The following is a 17,905-nucleotide window of genomic DNA, read 5'->3' as shown; positions in this document are numbered from 1 at the left end:
CGGCAACCTCCGGCGCGCCCGGCCCGCCCCGCCCGGAATGCCGGGATGTGTGACCTGATCCAGTCTGGATACGCGATCAGGCATACAGCACCAGGAGCCGTACACGGGAGCCGCACCATGGGAACCGAGAACGCGATGGGCGACGACGTCTACCAGCCGGACGACGCCGAGGGGAGGGAGGACGACGGGATCCTCGACCCCGAGGACACCCTGTCGGACCGTGAGGCCGACCCGTACGACGAGGGCTGGTCCCCGCCCGAACGGCCCCTCGCCGTCAACCACGTCGGCACCACCGCCCGGGAGCAGCGTGAGGGCGAGACGCTCGACCAGCGGCTGTCGGAAGAGGTGCCCGACCCCGCCCTCCAGGAGCCCGACGACTCCAACGGGATCGGCGACCTCCCCGGTGGTGACGGCGAACCCATCGACGACCAGGTCGGCCGGGAGCGCTCGGGCCGGCTCGTCGCCCCCGACGAGGGCGCCCGCCCGGACGAGGAGAAGGACGTCGTCGCCCGGGACGTCGGCATCGCCGGAGCCGCGGCGTCCGCCGAGGAGGCCGCCATGCACACCGTCCCCGACGAGGGCGACGAGACCCTCTGATGGGCGCCGCGCACCAGCCGCAGGACGACCGGCATCCGGCGGGGACGGATGCGGGAGCGGGAGCGGAGGCGGCCCCGGCGGCGGGGACGGACACCGGCGCCGCCGCCCCCGGGCCCGCCGCCGCCCCCGGGACCGCCCCCGCCACCCGGTCGGCCATCACCCTCCAGGTGAACGGCGAGCCCAGGAGCCTCACCGTCGACCACCGGACGACGCTGCTGGACCTCCTGCGCGAGCGCCTCGGCCTCACCGGCGCCAAGAAGGGCTGCGACCACGGGCAGTGCGGTGCCTGCACCGTGCTGGTCGACGGGCGGCGCGCCAACAGTTGCCTGCTCCTCGCGGTCGCCCAGGACGAGGCCGAGGTGATCACCGTGGAGGGGCTGGCCGCCGGTGGGGAGCTCCACCCCCTCCAGCGGGCCTTCCTCGACCGGGACGCCTTCCAGTGCGGCTACTGCACCCCCGGACAGCTCTGCTCGGCCGTGGGCGTGTTCGCCGAGGCGGCCGCCGGGCACCCCTCCCATGTCACCGATCCGGACCGGCCGGCCGGGCAGGGCCCCGTGGAGCTGACGCCCGACGAGATCCGCGAACGGATGAGCGGCAACCTCTGCCGCTGCGGTGCCTACCCCAACATCGTCGCCGCCGTCGAGGACGTGACCCGGTGAAGCCCTACGCCTACGTACGCGCCAGGAGCGTCGAGGAGGCCGCCGCCGCCCACGCGGCCCGGCCCGGTGCCCGCTACCTCGCCGGCGGCACCAACCTGGTCGACCTGATGAAGCTCGGGGTCGAGACCCCCGACACGCTCGTCGACGTCAGCAGGCTGCCGCTCGACACCGTCGAGGAGCTGCCCGACGGGGCCCTGCGCGTGGGCACGACCGTGCGCAACAGCGACCTGGCCGCCCACCCGCTGGTACGCGACCGGTACCCCGTCCTGTCGCAGGCGCTGCTCGCCGGAGCGTCCGGCCAGCTTCGGAACGTCGCCACCACCGGGGGCAACCTGCTCCAGCGGACCCGGTGCCCCTACTTCCAGGACACCTCCAAGCCGTGCAACAAACGCGTGCCCGGCAGCGGCTGCGGCGCCCGCGACGGCGTCCACCGGGACCACGCGGTGCTCGGCCACTCGGCGCACTGCGTGGCGACCCACCCGTCCGACATGGCCGTCGCGCTCGCCGCCCTCGACGCCACCGTCGAACTGCACGGCCCGGACGGGGCCCGGACCGTCCCGGTGACCGAGTTCCACCGGCTGCCCGGCGACCACCCCGAACGGGACACCGTGGTCGGGCCCGGCGAACTGATCACCTCGGTCGTCCTCCCGGCCGCCGCGGCGGGGCTCCCGTCCGCGTACCGCAAGGCCCGCGACCGGGCCTCGTACGCCTTCGCGCTCGCCTCCGTCGCCGCCGTCCTCGACCTCGCCGGGGACGGGACCGTACGGCGGGTGGGGCTGGCCTTCGGGGGCCTCGCCCACCGCCCGTGGCGGGCGCGCCTGGCGGAGACCGCGCTGCTCGGCGCCAGGCCCACCGAACACGCCATCGCGCACGCGGTCCAGGCCGAACTGGGGGTGGCGCAGCCGCTGAGGGACAACGCCTTCAAGGTGCCGCTCGCCCACAACCTGGCCTGCCGCGTCCTGGCCGAACTGGCCGCCCACCCCGCCCCGGGAACCCCGCCACCCCCCGGGTGACGCCCCCGGCGGCCCCGACCGCCCCGGCCCGCCCCTCCGCCCCGACCGCCCCTCCCGGGCCCCCCGCCCCGCCGCCCCCGCAGAACCGGAGAACCGGAGACCAGCGATGCCCCCCACCGCGCCCTCCACGCGCAGCCGCAGCCACGCCCGGGTGCCCGCCGCGCCCGCTCCCGCCCTCGGCACCGGCGCCGAGCGCCTCGAGGGCCGCGACAAGGTCACCGGCACCGCCCACTACGCCACCGAGCACGCCCACACCCCGCCCGACTGCGCCTACGCCTGGCCCGTCCCCGCGACCGTCGCCCGCGGCCGGGTCACCGCCGTGGACACCGCGGCCGCCCTGGCCCTGCCCAGCACCCTGGCGGTCCTCACCCCCGACACGGCACCCCGGCTCGGCGAGGCCGACGACCCGACGCTCGCGGTCCTCCAGGACACCGCCGTGCCGCACCGCGGCTGGTACGTCGCCCTCGCGGTGGCCGAGACGCTGGAGGACGCCCGCGCCGCCGCCCGCGCGGTCCACGTCACGTACGCCACCGAACCGCACGACGTGACCCTCACCGAGGACCCCCCGCGCGCCTACCGCCCCGACACGGCCAACGGCGGCCAGCCCGCCCGCACCGAGCGCGGGGACGCCGAGGGGGCCTTCGCCGCCGCGCCCGTCCGGGTGGACGTCACGTACCGCGTCCCGCCGCTGCACAACCACCCCATGGAGCCCCACGCCGCCTTCGCCCGCTGGGACGGCGAGGGCGACGGGGCGCACCTGACGGTGTACGACTCCAGCCAGGGCGCGAGCCCCGTCCGCCGCACCCTCGCCGCCCTGTTCCGCCTCCCCGAGGACCGGGTGACGGTGGTCTCCGAGCACGTGGGCGGCGGGTTCGGCGCCAAGGGCACCCCGCGCCCGCACGTGGTGCTCGCCGCGATGGCCGCCCGCCACACCGGCCGGCCGGTCAAGCTCGCCCTGCCCCGCAACCACCTGGCCGCCGTGGTCGGCCACCGCGCGCCCACCATCCAGCGCGTCCGGCTCGCCGCCGGGCACGACGGCACCCTCGTCGGCGTCGGCCACGAGGTCACCACCCACACCTCCCGCGTCAAGGAGTTCGTGGAGCAGGCCGGCGTCCCCGCACGGGTGATGTACGCGTCGCCGCACAGCCTGACCGACCACCGCGTCGTCCCCCTCGACGTCCCCAGCCCCTCCTGGATGCGCGCACCCGGCGAGGCACCCGGCATGTACGCGCTGGAGTCGGCCATGGACGAACTCGCCGACGCCCTCGGCCTCGACCCGGTGGAGCTGCGCGTACGCAACGAACCCGCCACCGAACCGGACAGCGGCCTGCCCTTCAGCAGCCGCAACCTCGTCGCCTGCCTGCGCGAGGGCGCCCGCCGGTTCGGCTGGTCCGACCGCGACCCGCGCCCCGGCGTCCGCCGCGAGGGGCCGTACCTCACCGGCACCGGGGTCGCCGCCGCCACCTACCCGGTGCTCGTCTCACCGTCCACCGCCACCGCCACCGCGCTCCACGACGGCGGCTACGACATCCGCGTCAACGCCACCGACATCGGCACCGGCGCCCGCACCGTGCTCGCCCAGATCGCCGCCGACGTGCTGGGCGTCGCCCTCGGCTCGGTGACGATCGGCATCGGCAGCACCCGGCTGCCGCACGCCCCGCTCGCCGGCGGGTCGTCCGGCACCGCCTCCTGGGGCTGGGCCGTCCACCAGGCCTGCACGCGGCTGGCCGAGCGGCTCGCCCGGCACACCGGCCCGCTGCCGGCGGAGGGCGTCACGGCCGTCGCCGACACCACCGAGGAGACCGGGCGCACCCGGCCGTTCGCCCGCCACGCCTTCGGCGCCCACTTCGCCGAGGTCCGGGTCGACACCGGCACGGGGGAGGTGCGGGTGCGACGGCTGCTCGGCGTATACGCCGCCGGACGGATCCTCAACCCGCGAACCGCCCGCTCCCAGTTCATCGGCGGGATGACCATGGGACTGGGCATGGCCCTGACCGAGCACAGCACCATGGACGCCGCCTTCGGCGACTTCGCCGAACGGGACCTCGCCTCCTACCACGTGCCGAGCCACGCCGACGTCCCCGACGTCGACGCGCACTGGATCGACGAGGACGACCCCCACCTCAACCCGATGGGCAGCAAGGGCATCGGCGAGATCGGCATCGTCGGCACCCCGGCCGCCATCGGCAACGCCGTCCACCACGCCACCGGCGTCCGCTTCCGCGAGCTGCCGCTGACGCCCGACCGGGTGCTGCCGGCCTTGCGGTGACCCGTAGGGTGGGTGACCGTGCCACGCTCCTCCCAGCCCGTCACGGACTTCCGGCCCGTGCTCGACAGCATCGCCGCCGACATCGCCGCCACCCCCGGCCGCGGCCGCCCCGCCGACTACATCCCGCTGCTCGCCGAGGCCGACCCCCACCGCTTCGGCATGGCCGTGGCGGAGCTGGACGGCACGGTGTACGGGGTGGGGGAGTGGCGCGAGCCCTTCTCCGCCCAGTCCATCACCAAGGTCTTCACGCTGGCGCTGGTCCTGTCGATGGACGGCGGGGCGCTGTGGGAGGGCGTCGGGCGCGAACCGTCCGGCAACCCGTTCAACTCGCTGGTGCAGCTCGAGTACGAGAACGGCATCCCGCGCAACCCGTTCATCAACGCGGGCGCCCTCGTCGTCACCGACCGCCTCCAGACCCTGACCGGCGACGCCTCCGGCAGCCTGCTGGACTTCCTCCGTGCCGAGAGCGGCAACCCGGCCCTGGACTTCGACGACGAGGTCGCCGCCTCCGAGACCGCCCACGGCGACCGCAACGCCGCCCTGGCGCACTTCATGGCGTCGTACGGCAACATCGGCAACCCGGTGCCGGAGCTGCTCGACCAGTACTTCCGCCAGTGCTCGGTGGAGGCCTCGTGCGCCGACCTGGCCCTGGCCGCCGGGTTCCTCGCCCGGCACGGCATCCGGGCGGACGGCTCCACGCTGCTCACCCGCAGCCAGGCCAAGCAGATCAACGCGGTCATGCTGACCTGCGGGACGTACGACGCGGCCGGTGACTTCGCCTACCGCGTGGGCCTGCCCGGCAAGAGCGGCGTCGGCGGCGGCATCATCGCCGTCGTACCCGGCCGCTGCACCCTGTGCGTGTGGAGCCCGGGGCTGGACCGGCGCGGCAACTCGGTGGCGGGTGTGGCGGCCCTGGACCGCTTCACCACGCTCACCGGCCTCTCCGTCTTCTGACCGCGGCGGCGGATCGCCGACGCGCCACCGCCCGGTCACCGCCCGCCGCGCACGGGCCCGGACCGCACCGGCCGACAGGGCCGTACTGGCCAATACGAGTGACGTCACCAGCGCCGTACGGGCGCAAAACGGGCGGCACCCGGGGGGACCTGCGTAGCGTGCCGGAGGGCGGTGAGGGGGTACTTGCCGCGCGTCCTGCCCGTGCGTGTGCGTTGACGAGGATTCGTATGGTGACGACGACGGAGCCGGTCACCCCGGTACCGGTGGCGGGACGCGGCATCGGCCGGGTCCTGGTGACCTGGCTGACCACGACGGACCACAAGAAGATCGGGCACCTGTACCTGGTCACGTCCTTCGCGTTCTTCCTCGTCGCGGGCGCGCTCGCCATGCTGATGCGGGCCGAACTCGCCCGCCCGGGCCTCCAGCTGATCTCCGCCGAGCAGTACAACCAGGCGTTCACGCTGCACGGCACGGTGATGCTGCTGCTGTTCGCCACCCCCACCTTCGCCGGATTCGCCAACGCCGTCATGCCCTTGCAGATCGGCTCGCCCGACGTCGCCTTCCCGCGCCTCAACATGTTCTCGTACTGGCTGTTCCTCTTCGGCGGCCTGATCGTCCTCGGCAGTCTGCTCACCCCCGAGGGGAGCGCCGACTTCGGCTGGACGGCCTACGCCCCGCTCAACAGCGACGCACGCACCCCGAGCCTCGGCGCGGACTTGTGGATCATGGGGCTGGCGCTCTCCGGCTTCGGGACGATCCTCGGCGCGGTCAACTTCATCACCACCATCGTCGGGATGCGGGCCCCCGGGATGACGATGTTCCGCATGCCGATCTTCACCTGGAACGTGCTGCTCACCTCGGTCCTGGTGCTGCTGGCGTTCCCGGTCCTCGCCGCCGCGCTGCTGTGCCTGGAGGCCGACCGCCAATTCGGCTCCCACGTCTTCGACGCGGCCAACGGCGGGGCACTGCTGTGGCAGCACCTCTTCTGGTTCTTCGGCCACCCCGAGGTGTACATCCTCGCGCTGCCGTTCTTCGGCGTGGTCACCGAGGTCCTCCCGGTCTTCTCGCGCAAGCCGCTCTTCGGCTACATCGGCCTCGTCGGCGCCACCATCGCCATCACCGGCCTGTCGGTGGTGGTGTGGGCCCACCACATGTTCGCCACCGGCGCGGTCCTCCTGCCCTTCTTCTCCTTCATGAGCTTCCTCATCGCCGTGCCGACCGGCGTGAAGTTCTTCAACTGGGCCGGAACGCTGTGGAAGGGCTCCCTCACCTTCGAGACCCCGATGCTGTGGGCCATCGGGTTCCTCGTCACCTTCCTGTTCGGCGGGCTGACCGGGGTCATCCTCGCCTCCCCGCCGATGGACTTCCACGTCACCGACTCGTACTTCGTGGTCGCCCACTTCCACTACGTCCTCTTCGGGACGATCGTGTTCGCGATGTTCGCCGGCTTCCACTTCTGGTGGCCCAAGATGACCGGCCGGATGCTCGACGAACGCCTCGGCAAAATCCACTTCTGGACCCTGTTCACAGGCTTCCACCTGACGTTCCTCGTCCAGCACTGGCTCGGCGCGGAAGGCATGCCCCGCCGGTACGCCGACTACCTCGCCGCCGACGGCTTCACCGCGCTCAACACCCTGTCGTCCCTGGGCTCCTTCCTGCTCGGCCTGTCCACCCTGCCGTTCCTCTACAACGTGTGGAAGACCGCCAGGTACGGCGAGCGCGTCGAGGTGGACGACCCCTGGGGGTACGGCCGCTCCCTGGAATGGGCGACCTCCTGCCCGCCGCCGCGCCACAACTTCACCACGCTGCCCCGCATCCGCTCCGAGTCACCCGCCTTCGACCTGCACCACCCGGTCATCGCCGACCTGGAGAAGGCCCGCACCGGCGGCCGCCGCGACATCGTCGAACCCGGCCGGGGCATCGCCTCCCCGCCCGGCCGGCCGGACGACCGGGACGAGGGCCACGCCTGACGGCCCCGACCGCCCCGCCGGGCGCCGGCACCCGGCCGGCCCGGGCGCCCGCCGGACCTCAGCCGCCGCGCGCCGCGCCCAGCGTCCGGACGACCTCGTCATCGGTGAGCTGGGCGAAGTCGTCGTACCACTGGCCCACCGCATCGAAGTGGGGCGGCAGGTACGCGTACACGATCTCGTCCGCCTCACCCTCCAGCGCCATGACCGCCTGGTGGGAACACACCGGCACCGCCAGCAGCAGCCGGCCGGGGGCGGCGGCGCGCACCGCCCGCAGCGCGGCCCGCGCGGTGACCCCGGTGGCCAGCCCGTCGTCGACGATCACCACCGCCCGCCCGCCCAGCTCCGGGGCCGGCCGGCCGGCACGGTACAACCGCTCCCGGCGGTGCAGCTCGTCCCGCTCCGCCCGGACCTGGACGCCCAGCCGCTCCGGCGTCAGCCCGAGCACCGAGAGCGCCCGCTCGTCGAAGACCGGCGGCTGGTCCCCGACCAGGGCCCCGATCCCCACCTCCGGGTTGTACGGAGCGCCGATCTTGCGGACGACCAGCACGTCCAGGGGCGCCCCGAGCGCCCCGGCGACCTCGTCCGCGACCGGCACGCCGCCACGGGGCAGCGCCAGGACGACGGGGTCGTCCAGCCGGCCCCGCCGCTGCCGCTCGACGAGGAGGGCGGCCAGTTCCCGGCCGGCCTGTCTGCGGTCCTGGAAGCGCATGGTGCCGCCTCCCTTCCGTCGCCCGCGGGTGGACCCGCCCGCACCGGCCGGGTACCCCACCCGGCCGGGGCGCCACCTCCCCGAGGGAGGCCGCCGCCCGGCCGGGTGGGGTACCCGCCGTGCGGGGACCGGCGGATCAACCGGCCTCGCCGCTGATCCCGGCGAGGATACTGCGCCCGTCGCCGCCACGGAGGGCCAGGGCCGCGGGGAGCACGGCTGCCGTCAGCGCGATGGCGGCGCTCACGGCCAGCAGTTCGCCGAGCGGGACCCACGGCACCATCGCCGGGGTCTCGCCGACCAGCCGGGTCAGTGCCGCCCACGAGCCGGTGATGCTGATGGCCGAGGCGGCCGCGCCGATCACGGCGCCCGCCGCGACGCACATCAGCGTCTCCACCGTCACCGCCCGGAGTACCTGCCCCTTGGTGGCGCCGGCGAGCCGCAGCATCGCCAGCTCGCGGCGACGGTCGCTGACCGTCATCACGAGGGTGTTGGCCAGCGCGAGCAGCGCGTACAGGACCGACAGGCCGAGGATCATCAGCATGCCGATGCGGGAGCTCTCCGCGTTGGCGTCGGTGGCCGCGGCCGAGACCTCGTCGGGGGTGCTCACCTTGGCCCCCAGACCGTGCACCGCCGCTTCCAGGGCGGCCGCGGCCGCCGCGCGGTCCGCGCCGTCCCGCACTCGTACGGTGATCCTGCCCGGCAGGCCGGAGCCCGCGTACGCGGAGTCCACGTACGCCCGAACGCTGTCGTTGCCCGGTGCCAGCACGGCGGCGACCCGCAGCTCCTTGGGGGAGCCGTCCGCCAGCCGGAGCTTGACCGTGTCACCGGCGTGCGGTGAACCCGGCCAGACGCTGCTCACCACGACGGATTCGGGGCCGAGGGCGGAGAGCGAGCCCTCGGACACCTTCAGCGCGGACAGGGACTCCAGCGCCGCCGCGTCGACGGCTGCCGCCGAGCGGGCGACCGCGGGCTTGGGGCCGCGGTCGACGAGCAGCGTCGTGGGCGTGCTGACCAGCGTCGTGACCCCGGGTACGGACCGCACCCGCTGGACCACGGCCCGGCTCAGGCCCGGCGTACCGGCCGGCGAGACGACGAAGTCCGCACGGGAGAGCTGCCGGCGGACATTGCCGGCCTCAGCGGCGTTGATGGTGTTGATCGTGCCCAGCAGGCAGCCGGCGAGGCTGATGATGATCACCACCGGGGTGCTGGTGGCGGCCGTGCGGCGGAACGCGGTCAGCGCGCTCTGCCGGGCGGTCGTCCACACGACGCCGCCCGCCTCCTCGGCGTCGGGGTCGCGGCGCCGGGCGGCCGCGGTGGGCAGCGCCGTCAGAAACTTGATCAGCGGGCCGGCGACCACGCCGGCGAGGGTGACGCAAGCGCCGACGATCAGCAGGCACAGGGAGGCCGACGCGGCGGCGTTCGAGCCGGCCTCCGGCTGCACGGCGGCCGTACCGGAGACGGCGGCGACGCCCGCGGCCAGGGCCAGCCCACCGAGAACCCAGCGCACCAGGTTCCCGGCCCGGGAGGTCCGTTCGACCGCCGCGTCCCGCAGCGCCTCGCCGGGGGCGACCCGGCCCGCCCGTACGGAGGAGACCATGACGCCGGCCAGCGCCGTGAACATGCCGATGCCCGCGGCGCTCAGCGGCGACCACCAGGGCACCGGCACCGTGAAGTCCGGGGTGACGAGGGAGTGGTCCACCAGCCAGTCCCGGGCCAGCGGGGCACCGGCCAGGCCCATCAGGGCGCCCGCGGCCGAGGCGAGCACGCCGACGAGCACGGCCTCGCACCAGATCACGCGGCGGAGCTGACGCCGAGTGGATCCGACCAGCCGCAGCAGGGCCAGTTCCCGGCGGCGCTGCGCGATCGACAGCGCGAAGGTTCCGGCGACGACGAAGACGGCGACGAAACCGGCCACCCCGGCCGCCAGACCGAGCGGCGTGTCCACGCTGTCCTTCTGGGCCAGCAGGACGAGGTGGTGGGGGTCGGCGACGGCGCGCTCGCTGCCGGTCAGGACGGAGACGCGGGCGCCGCCGGCCGCGGCCACGGCCTTGCGCACCTCTTCGGCCGGTCCGTAGGCGGCCAGGGCGTCGACGGCGGGGGAGAGTCGTGTCGCCGTGCCGTCCGAGAAGAACAGCGCGTGCTCGAAGGGGACTTCGTCGGTGACACCGGTGACGGTGGCGGTGCGCGGTCCGGTACCGGTCGTCAGGCGCAGCCGCTTGCCGATGAGCGCGGTGTCACCGCCGCCCACCACGAGCTCGTCGTCCGCGGCGGGCGGCCGGCCGCCCGCCAGGCGGTAACCACCGGCCTCATGCGCCGACCAGCCGCGCCCCACCTGATCCTTGGGCCCGCCCTTGAGCTGGGCGTAGAAGCTGTGGTCCTCGATGACCCGACCGGTCGCGGCGACGGCCGCCACGAGTTGCGGGGTCAGGCCCGGCTGCTGGGGCAGTGCCGTGCTCTGGGTCCGACCGGACGTGCCGACGACGTCGATCGTGCTGTTCGGGACGATGACGACCGGCGCCTCCGACCAGCGCTGCCGGGCGGAGTCCACGACGCTGCCGGTCGCGGCGATCACCGGGATCGCCGTCGCCATCAGCCCGACACCGAAGGCGAGCGCGACGAAGGTGCCGACGAAGGACACCCAGCGCACGCGCAGGGTGGCGAAGGCGACGCTCAGCATGCGACGGCCTCCAGACCGGTCATACGGGCGGCCACCTGCTCGGCCGCCGGGGCCTCGAGAGAGCCGGCGAGCCTGCCGTCGGTGAGGAAGACGACGCGGTCCGCGTACGAGGCGGCGACCGGGTCGTGCGTCACCATGACCACCGCGCGGTCGCCGTCGTCCGCGAGGGCGCGCAGCCGACCGAGCACCTCGCGCCCGCTCCTGGTGTCCAGGGCGCCCGTCGGTTCGTCGGCGAGGACGACCGCGGGGCGGCTGATCAGCGCCCGCGCGATGGCGACGCGCTGCTGCTGGCCGCCGGACAGCTCGCCGGGCCGGTGCCGGGCCCGGTCGGCCAGGCCGACCGAATCGAGCGCCGCCAGCACCTCGGACTTCTTGGGCCGTCGGCCCGACAGCTTGAGGGGAAGCATGACGTTCTGAGCGGCCGTCAGGGACGGCAGGAGGTTGAACGACTGGAAGACGAAACCGATCTTCTCGCGGCGCAGCACGGTCAGTTCCCGGTCGCCCAGACCGCCCAGCTCGGTGCCGCCGACGAGCACGGTTCCGCTGTCGATGGCCTCCAGTCCCGCGGCCGAGCGCAGCAGCGTCGACTTGCCGGATCCGGACGGCCCCATGATGGCGGTGAAGGTGCCGACCGGAAAGCCGAGGCTCACCCGGTCGAGTCCCACGACGGGCTCGGGTCCGGAACGGTAGGTCTTCGCGACGGAGCGGAGTTCGACACCGAATCGTGTAGCGGTCATGTTGGCAAGTACACCTTCCGGCCCATCGCGGAACAATGAACTGCGGATCAGTTGTGGGGGTGGTGCCTGCACCACCCCCAGGGGTTCAGTGGATGCGGATTCCGCCCTTGCCGGTGCGCACGGTCACGGCGTGCCGGGCCGTGCGGTTGACCGGGAGGGAGATCATCGGGGCCGTGTCGCTGTGCGTCTCGACGGCGTACTCCGTGCCGGCGGGCAGGGAGAGATCGACCGCGCCGGTGTCCGTGAACACCTCGAGAGTGACGGGCGGTTCGGCGAAGTCCCCCCGCACCGCGCCCCGGTGGGTTTCCACGGACACCCGGGAGGAACGGCTGTCGGTGACGGTGGCGGTGCCCGAGTCGGTGCGCAGCCCGACGGGACCGGCCGCACCGCGTACGTCGATGGTCCCGCTGCCCGTCCGCAGATCGAGCGGGCTGGCGAGACCACTGGCGGAGATCGCACCGGAGCCCGCGCCGACCCGGGCGGCCAGCCCCGCCGGGACCGCGATGTCCAGCCGCAGGGAGCAGCCCGTGCGGCACGTGGCCCGCACGGAGACCCGGCCGTCCCCCGCGCCGACCGATACCTCGGGCCGGGGGCCCGACCACGTGCCCGTCGCCGTGACCCGTATAGCGGAATCGGTGCCCGGTCGCAGCGAGACGGCGGTGCCCTCGGTCTCGACCTCCAGCAGGGAACTGCCCACGGCATCGGCGTGAAGCTCCTGCTCGAATCCGCGGGGGGCCGCGAGCAGGGCGACGATGCCCAGGCAGGCGCAGGCCACGGTGACGACCAGCAGCGCGAGGCCGCCGCCGACTGCCCACCCGCGTTCCCGTGCCGACGCCGGACGTGCTGACGTACGGATCTCAGGCTCCCAGGTAGCGCAGGACGGCGAGGACGCGCCGGTGCCCGCCGCCGTCCTCCTTGGGCAGGTCCAGCTTCGCGAAGATGTTGTTGATGTGCTTGCCCACCGCGCTGTGCGTGATCGTCAGGGCCGTCGCGATGGTCGCGTTGGACTCGCCCTCGGCCATCAGCGCCAGTACTTCGCGCTCCCGGGCCGTCAGCGCCGTCAGCGGGTCCTGCCGGCGGCTGCGTGTCAGCAACTGCTTGACGACCTCCGGGTCGAGCACCGTCTCGCCCGCCCGCACCCGTTCCAGCGTCTGGACGAAGTCGTCCACGTCGGAGACACGGTCCTTGAGAAGGTAGCCGATCCCGCCGGTGTTCTCGCCCACGAGGTCGAAGGCGTACCGCTCCTCCACGTACTGGGAGAGCACCAGGACCCCGGTCCCCGGCCAGCGGCTGCGGATCACCAGGGCCGCGCGCAGCCCCTCGTCGACGAAGGTCGGAGGCATCCTGACGTCGACGACGCAGACGTCCGGGCGGTGTTCCGCCACGGCGGCCAGAAGGGCCTCACCGTCGCCGACCGCCGCCGCCACTTCGAAACCCTCCTCTCCCAGCAGCAGCACCATGCCGTGCCGCAACAGGGCGGAATCCTCCGCGATCACTACCCGCATTGCACATCCACTTCGATAAGAGTCGGGCCGCCCGGCGGGCTGGTCACCGTCAGCGTGCCGTCGATCCCCGCGACCCGCCCGGCCAGCCCGGCCAGCCCACTGCCGCGGGCCGGATCCGCCCCGCCCGCACCGTCGTCACCGATGATCACACGGAGCCGGTCGGCGTCCCGGCGGATCTCCACCCACGCCCGGGAAGCTCCGGCGTGCTTGGCGACGTTGGTCAGCGCCTCCGTCACCACGAAGTAGGCCGCGGACTCGACGGCGGCCGGGGGCCGCGGCTCCGCCTCCACGTCCACGGTGACCGGTACGGGTGCGCGGGCCGCGACGGCGGTGAGCGCTGCGCCCAGGCCCCGGTCGCCGAGCACGGGAGGGTGCAGACCCCGGGCCAGTTCCCGCAGCTCCGTGATGGCCGCACGGGCGTCCTCGCGGGCGCCCTCCACGATCTCCCGCGTCGCCTCGTCACCCGACTTGCGCAGACGGGAGACCACCCGGCCCAGCGTCATCGCCACGGCCACCAGCCGCTGCTGCGCCCCGTCGTGCAGATCGCGCTCTATCCTCTTGCGTTCCGCCTCGACGGCCGCGAGCAACAGATCGCGACTCGACGTCAGTTGCACCACCCGCTCGGTGAGCTCGAGATCCCGGGGCGGCGCCAGCAGGGCCCGCCCGAGCGCCGCGTCGAGCGCCACCAGGGCCCGCACCAGGACGGGCGACACGAACACCCCGAACAGCACAGCGGCCACGGAGACCACGAGGGACTCGCCGACCCTGTCCACGGCGACCGGGCCGAGGACCGCCCCGCCACGCGGCAGCCGGTCGTAGTAGCCGGGCAGCGCCACGAGCGTGAGCGGCACGGCCCAGGCCAGCGCGACCCCCGCCCCGGTCACCACCGACACCGGGATCAGCGCCACGAAGTACCCGAGCTCCCGCCACGCGCAGCGGTCGCGGGCCAGCGAGCGCAACGCGGGCAGCAACGGCCCGACCCGCCGGACGCGGGGCGGCGCCGGGATCTCCACCCGGCAGGTCGCGGCGAAGCGGCGGCGTTCCAGAGCCGCGAGCCGGCCCAGCGCCCAGCCCGCGGCGACCACGACGGGTACGCCGGACAACGCGACGGGCAGCAGGACGATTCCCGCCACCAGCGCGAGCAGGAGGGCCGCGGCCACCAGGGCGATCGCCCCGTCGGCCGCGAGATGCGCGCAGCCGCCCCACAGTGCGCCCGACCGAAGCGCCCGCCACGGCTGCCGCGGTATCGCGCCGCTCACCCCGGCCGTCGCCATCCGCCCTCACCCCATCTCTTCCTGCGGTCGTCCGGCGTCCCGCGCCGCCGCCCGGTCCGCCCGGCCGGCCCGGTCGCTCAGTCCGACATGGCGGCCAGCAGCCGGCGCGGACCGGTGTACGGCCGGCGGCCGTGACCGACCGGGATCTTGTCGATCACCATGACATCACCGGCCCGCCGGTCCACATCGACCGCCGCCGCCGGACCGCGGTCGCGTAACCGCACCACGTACCCGGCCGGGATCGGCTCGCCGTCGGCGAAGGTGGACCAGCGACGCCAGAGGAATTACGAAGGCGGAAACCAGCTCGCCGGGGGTGTGGGCGATGAACGGGTGCACCGCGCTGACGTCATCCCCCACCACCTTCGCCGGCTCACCGGTCCGGCGCCGGGAGAACCAGCCGATCGGTACCCGCCCGAGCCGCGCGGCCGGTCGCCGACGGAGCGTCAGTTGCACCCGGCCGTCCACCCGCAGCGTCACCACGGCGGCGACACCCGGGAAATAGGGGCGCAGCAGCGCCGCCGTGCTCTCTTCCGCCGCGGAATCGGCACCGGGCGGTGGTGCGGACCGCTCCCTTCGTCGATCCCGTCACGACCGGGCCCTGACGCGGGCCGGCCGGTCATGGGGGGGTGGGTGGCGGTGGCCACATGCCGTGATCAAGGACCGGGCCGGAACGGTTCGGCCAGCTGGGCGAGGTAGGAGGCCGGGTAGTCGGGTTTGGCGGCCATGCCCAGGTCTTCGGAGGTGAACCGCCGGTCCGGGTCGTAGGTGTAGGTGCGCATGGCGTGGTCCCAGACGAGGGTGAACAGGCCGAAGTTGACGTCTCCGATGCCGGCCCATTTCAGGTGGTGGAACCGGTGACCCTGGTTGAGGGCGAGGACCTTGGTGAGCGGGCCGGTGCGGTAATCGGCGTTGGAGTGCTGGAGCAGTAGCTGGACGGCGACGGCGAAGGCCAGGACGGAGGCGACGTCGAGGGGCATGCCGAGCAGCAGCAGCGGGGTGACGCCCCCGAGGGTTTCGAGGCTCTGGTGGAGGGGGTGCTTCATCAGACCGTTGAAGCCGTAGAAGCGCGTGACGCTGTGGTGGACGGCGTGCAGCCGCCACAGCCAGCCGACGTGGTGGCTGGCGCGGTGTACGAGGGTGATGCCGAGGTCGGCGACGGCGACGGCGAGCAGCACCTGGCACCACAGCGGCCAGTTGTCCGGCCACGCTCGCGGGGCCGGCGCGAGCGCGGCGGCCGCGGGCACGACGGCGAGTCCGGCAAGGGTGAACACCTCGTTGACGAACGCGTGGACGGTGTCACGGCGGCCGTCCCCACGCGGGGTGTTCCACGCGGGCAGGTACGGGAGCACGCGTTCGGCGGCGAACGAGCAGCCCACCGCGAACGCCAACAGCACCAGCAGCCACAGTTTCGGGGCTCCGGCGCTCACCAGCCAGATGGCGGCACCGTTGACGCCGAGCAGCATGAAGGGCACATACGCGTACCGGACCAGAAATCGAGCGAGGGCGACAGCGGGCGCCGCGGCGGTCGTTGCAGGCATACCGGCAGCCTCGCGGCCGCGGTGGCCGGCTGGCTTGAACGGATCCGCTACCGGCCCCGCCGCGTATCAGGGCCGTCGGCCGCCGGCGCCCAGTGGGCGGCGGCCAGGGCCTGGGAGGGGGTGATGCCGAACATGGCCTTGCACACGCGGGTCAGGTGAGCACTGTCCGAGAACCCGGCGGCGTGCGCGGCCTCGGTGGCGTTCGCCCCACCACGCACCGAGACGATCGCGGCGTGCAGCCGTGCCCACCGCACCGCCGCCGGGAACGACCAGCCCAACTGCTCGGCGAACAGGTGCCCCAGCCGGCTCGCGGACACCCCGGCCCGGGCGGCGACCTCGCCCACCCGCACCGGTCCGTCCGCCACCGCGCCCGGCAGCGCCGCCAGCGCCGCCGCGAGGGCCGGGTGCCGGGGCCGGCCGGGGGCGGCGGCGCCGAGCCGGTCCAGCGCCCGCAGCACGCCCGCCGCGGACACGGCGGACGGCGGCGGGTCGGCCTCGGTGAACACGGACGCCGCGGCGGCCCAGCAGGCCACCCCGCCACGGGCCGCGGTGGAGTGCAGGGCGCGTCCGGCGGTGGTGTCCGCGTCGAGGTAGACCATCACCCCCATCGGCGGCGGCCCCGGTGCCGGACGCACGCGATGCGCGTGCCCGGCGGGGATGACGGCGGCTCGTACGGGCAGTTCGTCCCGCCCGTCGCTCAGCAGCACTCTGCCGGACCCGCACGCCAGTACTTGTACGGCGGCGTGCGCGTGCTCCCGGGCCTTGCCGATCACGCCGGCCACGACCAGGCGGCCCGGCGCCGCATCGACCTCGACCCGCCACGCGTCGGCACCACCCCCGGACGACGACGAGGACCCCACGGTGCTCGTGCTCAAGGCTGCCGCGCCGGCGTGGACACCGGCGGTACCACCCGGCCGGCCGTGACGGGCTTCGGCGCGGTCGCCGGAACCCCGACCGACCGCAGGACCCCGGCGGGTACCCGTCCGCCACCACCTGCGGCGGCGCGCGTACGGCGGGCCACGGGCGGACGGAGCGACCGCGGGACGCCGTCGCTCCCGTCGATCCGCGGGCGCCGAACGGGGCCTGACGCGTCGGGCCGACGCGGACGGCTGAGGTCCTTTGCCAAGCTCATGTGCGTGATCCTCTCCACCTGTCCTCGTCCGCCCGTGACCGGCCCACCTGCCGAGCCTTGCCGGAGGCCGAAGCCGCCGAGGCGAACCAGTAGCTCAGCCGGCGTCACGTAGTGCTTTCCGTGCCAGGCAGGAAACGTGATCCCCTTCATCCCCGCCTCTGCCTCGGGGCTGTATCGCGCGCCATGCGGCCCCCTTCGTTCCAGCGAACAGTAGGCCACGCACGTCCCTGATCAGCTCATACGACCCATCGGACGCTCCCTAGGGAGTGTCCGGAACGTATCGGCGTCCGCCCGGACACCGCGGGCCAGGCGAGACGTGGCGGACACTCCCTAGCGCGTACCGGACACGGTCACGCGGAAGCGGGCAGTCGTGGCGTCCTCGCTCCAGCGGGCGAATCCGGCCTTTTCCAGCACGCGCGCGGACGCGGGGTTGGACCGCTCGACCGTCGCGCACACCGTGTGCACGCCCGGCGCGGTCAGCGCGTGCGCCACCAGGGCGCGGGTGGCCTCGGCGGCGTACCCACGGCCGCGCCGGGAGGGGACGATGCCGTAACCGATCTCCAGGACGCCGTCGTCGGGCGGCCAGAACAGGCCGATGGAGCCGACGACCAGGCCGCCGGCCCGCTCGACGACCAGGCGCTGGCCGTAGGCGCCCAGGCTCTCGGGGTGCTCGCCGATGAAGCCCGCGATGACGCGGTCGCCCTCGGCGGGGAAGTCCTCCGCCCAGTGCGGCGGGTGCGCCCCGGCCGCCACGGCTGCGAGGTCGTCGGGGGTCCACGTCCGCAGCACGAGGCGGTCGGTGGTCGGATCGATGGGGTGGGAAAGGGAAGACACGCGGCACTCCTGGTCGTTCGGGAGAAGGGCCGGGTCG

At 74.3% G+C, this 17,905-nt stretch carries 16 protein-coding genes; 6 read left to right on the top strand and 10 right to left on the bottom strand.

Annotated features, from left to right (window positions below; genetic code table 11):
• The first annotated feature begins 117 nt into the window (after nucleotides 1-117).
• The 6 genes from ACZ7LK_RS19005 (at nucleotide 118) to ctaD (ending at nucleotide 7,462) form a co-directional block, all read left to right on the top strand.
• The gene (locus tag ACZ7LK_RS19005; RefSeq protein ID WP_471142015.1) at nucleotides 118-597 is read left to right on the top strand and encodes a DUF5709 domain-containing protein; all 480 of its coding nucleotides are present in this window, start codon (nucleotides 118-120) and stop codon (nucleotides 595-597) included.
• Nucleotides 597-1,256: a (2Fe-2S)-binding protein gene (locus tag ACZ7LK_RS19000; RefSeq protein ID WP_392274197.1), complete on the top strand. Its 660-nt coding sequence runs from the start codon at nucleotides 597-599 to the stop codon at nucleotides 1,254-1,256. Before ACZ7LK_RS19005 ends, ACZ7LK_RS19000 begins: the two co-directional genes overlap by 1 nt.
• Nucleotides 1,253-2,269 (top strand): FAD binding domain-containing protein, encoded by a 1,017-nt coding sequence (locus tag ACZ7LK_RS18995; RefSeq protein ID WP_471142013.1) that lies wholly within the window; start codon nucleotides 1,253-1,255, stop codon nucleotides 2,267-2,269. The genes ACZ7LK_RS19000 and ACZ7LK_RS18995 overlap by 4 nt, the downstream gene beginning before the upstream one ends.
• Before the next feature lie 106 nt (nucleotides 2,270-2,375).
• Complete coding sequence (locus ACZ7LK_RS18990) at nucleotides 2,376-4,538, top strand: xanthine dehydrogenase family protein molybdopterin-binding subunit (RefSeq protein WP_471142010.1); 2,163 nt, start codon at nucleotides 2,376-2,378, stop codon at nucleotides 4,536-4,538.
• Between the two features lie 18 nt (nucleotides 4,539-4,556).
• Entirely contained in the window at nucleotides 4,557-5,492 is a 936-nt protein-coding gene (locus ACZ7LK_RS18985) for a glutaminase (protein ID WP_392274194.1), read from the top strand.
• 227 nt (nucleotides 5,493-5,719) lie between these two features.
• Nucleotides 5,720-7,462, top strand: a complete 1,743-nt coding sequence (gene ctaD / locus ACZ7LK_RS18980) for an aa3-type cytochrome oxidase subunit I (protein WP_392274193.1) — start codon at nucleotides 5,720-5,722, stop codon at nucleotides 7,460-7,462.
• A gap of 58 nt (nucleotides 7,463-7,520) precedes the next feature.
• On the opposite strand, the gene ACZ7LK_RS18975 is transcribed toward ctaD, so the two are convergent.
• The 10 genes from ACZ7LK_RS18975 to ACZ7LK_RS18930 all read right to left on the bottom strand — a co-directional run bounded on the left by ACZ7LK_RS18975 (nucleotide 7,521) and on the right by ACZ7LK_RS18930 (nucleotide 17,868).
• Nucleotides 7,521-8,171 carry a phosphoribosyltransferase gene (locus ACZ7LK_RS18975; RefSeq protein WP_471142007.1) on the bottom strand — a complete coding sequence of 217 codons (651 nt, stop codon included), beginning with the start codon at nucleotides 8,169-8,171 and terminating at the stop codon, nucleotides 7,521-7,523.
• Between the two features lie 136 nt (nucleotides 8,172-8,307).
• A complete protein-coding gene (locus ACZ7LK_RS18970) occupies nucleotides 8,308-10,848 on the bottom strand; it encodes an ABC transporter permease (protein WP_471142005.1) in 2,541 nt (846 codons plus the stop codon).
• Complete coding sequence (locus ACZ7LK_RS18965; protein WP_392274190.1) at nucleotides 10,842-11,585, bottom strand: ABC transporter ATP-binding protein; 744 nt, start codon at nucleotides 11,583-11,585, stop codon at nucleotides 10,842-10,844. The genes ACZ7LK_RS18970 and ACZ7LK_RS18965 overlap by 7 nt, the downstream gene beginning before the upstream one ends.
• Before the next feature lie 85 nt (nucleotides 11,586-11,670).
• Complete coding sequence (locus tag ACZ7LK_RS18960; protein WP_471142002.1) at nucleotides 11,671-12,360, bottom strand: DUF4097 family beta strand repeat-containing protein; 690 nt, start codon at nucleotides 12,358-12,360, stop codon at nucleotides 11,671-11,673.
• An 82-nt stretch (nucleotides 12,361-12,442) separates the two neighbouring features.
• The gene (locus ACZ7LK_RS18955) at nucleotides 12,443-13,090 is read right to left on the bottom strand and encodes a response regulator transcription factor (RefSeq protein ID WP_319727792.1); all 648 of its coding nucleotides are present in this window, start codon (nucleotides 13,088-13,090) and stop codon (nucleotides 12,443-12,445) included.
• The gene (locus tag ACZ7LK_RS18950) at nucleotides 13,081-14,364 is read right to left on the bottom strand and encodes a sensor histidine kinase (protein ID WP_471141999.1); all 1,284 of its coding nucleotides are present in this window, start codon (nucleotides 14,362-14,364) and stop codon (nucleotides 13,081-13,083) included. The genes ACZ7LK_RS18955 and ACZ7LK_RS18950 overlap by 10 nt, the downstream gene beginning before the upstream one ends.
• 77 nt (nucleotides 14,365-14,441) lie before the next feature.
• Nucleotides 14,442-14,588, bottom strand: a complete 147-nt coding sequence (locus tag ACZ7LK_RS18945) for a hypothetical protein (protein WP_471141997.1) — start codon at nucleotides 14,586-14,588, stop codon at nucleotides 14,442-14,444.
• Between the two features lie 429 nt (nucleotides 14,589-15,017).
• A complete protein-coding gene (locus tag ACZ7LK_RS18940; RefSeq protein ID WP_392274186.1) occupies nucleotides 15,018-15,902 on the bottom strand; it encodes a sterol desaturase family protein in 885 nt (294 codons plus the stop codon).
• A 47-nt stretch (nucleotides 15,903-15,949) separates the two neighbouring features.
• Complete coding sequence (locus tag ACZ7LK_RS18935) at nucleotides 15,950-16,777, bottom strand: helix-turn-helix transcriptional regulator (RefSeq protein WP_392274185.1); 828 nt, start codon at nucleotides 16,775-16,777, stop codon at nucleotides 15,950-15,952.
• 587 nt (nucleotides 16,778-17,364) lie between these two features.
• Nucleotides 17,365-17,868, bottom strand: coding sequence for a GNAT family N-acetyltransferase (locus ACZ7LK_RS18930; RefSeq protein WP_392274184.1), 504 nt, complete (start codon nucleotides 17,866-17,868; stop codon nucleotides 17,365-17,367).
• Nucleotides 17,869-17,905: the final 37 nt, after the last annotated feature.

The sequence above is a fragment of the Streptomyces sp. NPDC039423 genome (assembly GCF_055598725.1).
This window is presented reverse-complemented; position numbering and strand designations above follow the sequence as displayed.